4 protein-coding genes are annotated in these 5,164 nt (G+C 68.3%); 3 read left to right on the top strand and 1 reads right to left on the bottom strand.

The features are described 5' to 3' along the window. The first annotated feature begins 171 nt into the window (after positions 1-171). The gene (gene mutL / locus DY468_RS24230; protein ID WP_164608123.1) at positions 172-1,959 is read left to right on the top strand and encodes a DNA mismatch repair endonuclease MutL; all 1,788 of its coding nucleotides are present in this window, start codon (positions 172-174) and stop codon (positions 1,957-1,959) included. A gap of 321 nt (positions 1,960-2,280) precedes the next feature. Here mutL and DY468_RS24225 read toward each other — a convergent pair whose 3' ends face one another. Continuing rightward, positions 2,281-3,393 carry a branched-chain amino acid aminotransferase gene (locus DY468_RS24225; protein WP_164608121.1) on the bottom strand — a complete coding sequence of 371 codons (1,113 nt, stop codon included), beginning with the start codon at positions 3,391-3,393 and terminating at the stop codon, positions 2,281-2,283. A 282-nt stretch (positions 3,394-3,675) separates the two neighbouring features. On the opposite strand from DY468_RS24225, the gene DY468_RS24220 reads away from it, so the two are divergent. Both DY468_RS24220 and DY468_RS24215 read left to right on the top strand, forming a co-directional pair. Beyond that, entirely contained in the window at positions 3,676-4,230 is a 555-nt protein-coding gene (locus DY468_RS24220; protein WP_164608119.1) for a MarR family winged helix-turn-helix transcriptional regulator, read from the top strand. After that, positions 4,227-4,949 carry a response regulator gene (locus DY468_RS24215; RefSeq protein ID WP_164608117.1) on the top strand — a complete coding sequence of 241 codons (723 nt, stop codon included), beginning with the start codon at positions 4,227-4,229 and terminating at the stop codon, positions 4,947-4,949. The genes DY468_RS24220 and DY468_RS24215 overlap by 4 nt, the downstream gene beginning before the upstream one ends. Positions 4,950-5,164: the final 215 nt, after the last annotated feature.

The raw sequence follows: 5,164 nt of genomic DNA, 5'->3' as shown, positions 1-5,164 counted from the left end.
TACGTCTCGTGGGCTCGGAGATGTGTATAAGAGCCAGGCCCGGGACCCCCCACCCCGGCCTCCGCTCCGCTCGGCCGACCCTCCCCGCAAGGGGGAGGGGATCGGCAGCGCTAGCGTCGCAATTCCTCCTTCGCTCCCCTAAAGTCCGCGCTCTGCCAACCGAGTCGCCGCATGCCCGTTCGCCAACTTCCCGAAACCATCGTCAACCGCATCGCTGCTGGCGAGGTGGTGGAGCGGCCGGCGAGCGTGGTGAAGGAGCTGGTCGAGAACGCGATCGATGCCGGGGCCAGCCGGATCGACATCTTCTCGGACGGCGGCGGGCGGCGGAAGATCGTGATCGCCGACGACGGCTCGGGGATGACCGCGGCCGATCTCGCGCTCGCGGTCGATCGCCACGCCACCTCCAAGCTCGACGACGAGGATTTGCTGGCGATCCGCACCCTGGGCTTTCGCGGCGAGGCGCTGCCGTCGATCGGCGCGGTGGCGAAGCTGTCGATCACCACGCGCCATGCCAGCGAGCCGCACGCCTGGGCGATGCGGGTCGAAGGCGGCGACAAGACTCCGATCGCGCCGGCGGCCTTGACCCAAGGCACCCGCGTCGAAGTCGCCGATCTGTTCTTTGCCACGCCGGCGCGGCTGAAATTTCTCAAGACCGACCGCACCGAGGCCGAGGCCATCCGCGAAGTGGTGCGGCGCCTTGCGATGGCGCGGCCGGACGTCGCCTTCACCCTGGCCGGCGAAGAACGCGCGCCGGTGACCTGGGCGGCGGCGCTGCCGGGGGCGCCGGGCCAATTGATCCGGCTCGGCGATATTCTCGGCGCCGACTTTCGCGCCAACGCCATCGAGGTCCGCGCCGAACGCGAGGGCGTCGTGGTCGAAGGCTTCGCGGCGGCGCCGTCGCTGACCAAGGCCAATGCGCTCGGCCAGTATCTGTTCGTCAACGGCCGCCCGGTGCGCGACAAGCTGATCTTGGGAGCCGTGCGCGCCGCCTATTCGGATTACTTGCCGCGCGACCGTCATCCGGTGGTGGCGCTGTTCGTCACGCTGGATAGCCGCGAGGTCGACGCCAACGTGCATCCGGCCAAGACCGAGGTGCGGTTCCGCAATGCGGGCCTGGTCCGCGCGCTGATCGTGCACGCGCTGAAGGAAGGCCTCGCGCGCGAAGGCCGCCGCACCGCGGCCAACAGCGCCGGCAGCGTGATCTCGACGTTTCGTCCCGCTTCGATGCCGCCGGCGAATTGGGATTGGCGTTCGTCGCCGTCCTATCCGGTCGGTGGCAGCGCGGCGCCATCGTTCGCCGAGCGCGCGCAGGCGGCGTTCGATGTGGGCGCGCCGAGCGCCGACATTCGTCCGACCGAGGTGACGCCGGATCTGCTCGACCGGCCGCTCGGCGCGGCGCGCACCCAGATCCACGAGACCTACATCGTGTCGCAGACCCGCGACGGTCTCATCGTGATCGATCAGCACGCCGCACACGAGCGGATCGTCTATGAACGGCTCAAAGCCTCGCTCGACGCCAACGGCGTGCAGCGGCAGATCCTGCTGATCCCCGACATCGTCGAGATGGACGAAGCGACGGTCGAGCGTCTGGTCGCGCGCGCCGAGGAGCTGGCGAAGTTCGGCCTCGTGATCGAGAGCTTCGGCCCCGGCGCGGTGGCGGTGCGCGAAACGCCGTCGCTGCTCGGCAAGACCGATGCGGCGGGGCTGTTGCGCGATCTCGCCGAGCACATGGCCGAATGGGACGAAGCGCTGCCGCTGGAGCGCCGCCTGATGCACGTCGCCGCCACCATGGCCTGCCACGGCTCGGTGCGGGCCGGGCGCGTGCTCAAGCCGGAAGAGATGAACGCGCTGCTGCGCGAGATGGAAGCCACGCCGAATTCCGGCCAATGCAACCACGGCCGCCCGACCTACGTCGAACTGACGCTGACCGATATCGAGAAGCTGTTCGGGCGGAGGTAGTTGCCGTCTGTGCGTCCGCGCATTGCATGCGCCCCGAGCACCGCGCGCTCCCTCTCCCGCCTGCGGGAGAGGGCTGGGGTGAGGGCGCCCCAGGCAGTGAGTCCGCGATCCGCGTCGCCCCTCACCCCAGCCCTCTCCCCGCAAGAGCGGGGCGAGGGAGCGTGCCGTGCTCGTGTCGATGGTGTCGGCAACGTCGTTCCGGGGCGCGCGTAGCGCGAGCCCGGAATCTCGAGGTTGTTACATAAGAGATTCCGGGTTCGCTGACTTCGTCAGCGCCCCGGAATGACTCGTGGTGAGAGTGGTGCCCTAACTAATAGACCCTCAGAACACCTTCTTGATCCAGCCGTGCTTATCCTCGGCGCGGCCGTATTGGATGTCGACGAGCTGCTTGCGCAGGCCCATCGCCACTTCGCCGGCCTGGCCGCCGCCGATGGTGAAGTCGCCGTGGTTCGAGCACACCTTGCCGATCGGCGAGATCACCGCGGCGGTGCCGCAGGCGAACGCTTCCTTGAGCTTGCCGCTGGCCGCGTCGGCGCGCCACTGCTCGATCGTGTACGGCTCCTCGCGAACGGTGCGGCCGGCGGCGCGCGCCAGCGTGATGATCGAGTCGCGGGTGATGCCGGGCAGGATGGTGCCGAGCGGCGGCGTGGTCAGCGAGCCGTCGTCGAACACGAAGAACACGTTCATGCCGCCGAGCTCTTCGACGTAGCGGCGCTCCAGCGCATCGAGGAACACCACCTGATCGCAGCCGCGCTCGATCGCTTCGGCCTGGGCGCGCAGGCTGGCCGCGTAGTTGCCGCCGCACTTGACGCCGCCGGTGCCGCCGACCGCCGCGCGGGTGTAATTCTCCGAAACCCAGATCGACACCGGCGCCGGGCCGCCCTTGAAGTACGAGCCGACCGGCGAGGCGATCACCGCGAAGATGTACTCCGCCGACGGCTTGACGCCGAGGAACACCTCGCTGGCGATCATGAACGGCCGCAGATACAGGCTGCCTTCGCCGCCCGGAATCCAACTCCGGTCGATCTTGACGATCTGTTCGACCGCTTCGATGAACACCGTCTCCGGCAGCTGAGCCATCGCCATGCGGTCGGCCGAGTCGCGGAAGCGGCGGGCGTTGGCGTCGGGGCGGAACAGGTTCACGCCGCCGTCGTCGCGCTTATAGGCCTTCAGACCCTCGAAGATTTCCTGCGCATAGTGCAGCACGGCGGTCGCGGTGTGCAGCGGGAAATTGGCTCGAGCCTCGACGCGCGCAGCGTTCCAGCCGTTGGTCTGGTCGTAGCGGACCACGGCCATGTGGTCGGTGAAGACGCGGCCGAAGCCGGGGTTGGCCAGCTTGGCGGTGCGATCTGCGTCCGGCGTCGGGCTGGTCGTGGGCTGCACCTCGAAATCCAGCCAGAGCGAGCCGTCCATCTTGTCGAACGAAACTCCCATCGATCTTCTCCTCGATCGGCGCGCCTGCGGGTGGCCGTGGTTGTGGCGGATCCGGCTACGCGAGCCGGCCGCAAGGGTGGTTATCGGTCCCGGCGGTGGCCGGGAGATGTTTTGGCGGAATTGCCGAACTCCGCTAATGTTTCGGCCGAGCCGTCCGACCATCGCATGCAGGCCGCCGGGCAGCTTCCTTTATCGGACTGCACGGGCACGGGTCGCAAGCGGAATAGTCGATTATTTCGTCTTGGTCGGCGGTTTTGTAACATAAAGACCTGATATGTCAACATGGCTGACATAAATTTCAACGAGATGATCCGGCCGTCCGGCGAGCGCTCGGCTGAGCCGGCGGCGGGCACCGATCCGCGGCCGCCGCGCTGGGACATCGTCGAGCTGCTGTTCTTCGCCTATCGCGACTTCGTCGGCGACGCCGACCATGTGCTGGAGGCGTTCGGCTTCGGCCGCGCCCATCACCGCGTGGTGCATTTCGTCTGCCGCTATCCCGGCCTGACGGTGGCCGATCTGCTCGACGTGCTGCGGATCACCAAGCAGTCGCTCAGCCGGGTGCTGAAGCAACTGCTGGACGAGGGCTACATCGTGCAGAAGGCCGGCGACAGCGACCGCCGCCAGCGCCTTCTTTTCGCCACCGCAAAGGGCGAGGCGCTGGTGGAGAAACTGGCCCGGCTGCAGACCGAACGGATCGATCGCGCGTTGCGCGACCTCGGTCCCGGCGGCGCCGAGACGGTCGGCAAATTCCTGCGCGCCATGATCGATCGGGACGATCCGGACAAGGTGCTCCAGACCATCCTGCACGGCGGCGCCATCGCAAAGGACGTGACGTGATCCAGCTCGCAACATTGGCGAAGAAACCGGTCCGCCCCGCCGACGATGCGCCGCATCTACTGCTGGTCGACGACGACCGCCGCATCCGCGATCTGCTGTCGCGGTTTCTCGCCTCCGAGGGCTATCGCGTCACCACCGCGCAGAGCGTGCGCGACGCCCGCGCCAAGCTGGCCGGACTCGATTTCGATCTGTTGATCCTCGACGTGATGATGCCGGGTGAGACCGGTTTCGATCTCGCCCGCTCGATCCGCCTGACCTCCGACGTGCCGATCGTGATGCTGACCGCCCGGCACGAGGCGGAGAGCCGGATCGAAGGCCTGCAGATCGGCGCCGACGACTACGTCGCCAAGCCGTTCGAGCCGCGCGAATTGCTGCTGCGGATCGGCAACATCCTCAAGCGCACCGCGCCGGCACCCGCCGCCAAGGCCGAGACGGTGGCGTTCGGGCCGTATGTGTTTCACATCGATCGCGGCGAACTGCGCCAGGGCGAGGAGATCGTCCATCTCACCGACCGCGAGCGCGACATGCTGCGGATGCTGGCGGCGGCGCCCGGCGAGACCGTGCCGCGCGGCGATCTGTCCGGCGCCGGCAATGCCAACGAGCGCGCGGTCGACGTCCAGATCAACCGCCTGCGCCGCAAGATCGAGCGCGACCCCGCCAACCCGCTGTTCCTGCAAGCCGTCCGCGGCATCGGCTACCGCCTGGTCGCGGCGCCGTAGCTCCTGATTAATTTCGTGATGAGCAGAGCTTTGCCCCAGGCACCGTGCAACCTCTCCCCGCCCTGCGCGGGGAGAGGTCGGCGCGCGTTCGCGCGCCGGGTGAGGGGCATGGCACGGCGTCTATTAGCAGCCTCGACGCGCGCGGATGCGCTGCTGCCCCTCACCCCAACCCTCTCCCCGCAAGGGCGGGGCGAGGGGGCGCGCTGTGCTTGGGG

Source organism: Rhodopseudomonas sp. BR0M22 (assembly GCF_010907035.1).
In the GTDB taxonomy this organism is placed as follows: domain Bacteria; phylum Pseudomonadota; class Alphaproteobacteria; order Rhizobiales; family Xanthobacteraceae; genus Rhodopseudomonas.
The sequence above is the reverse complement of the archived record's forward strand: the minus strand, read 5'-3'. Positions and strand labels throughout refer to the sequence as shown.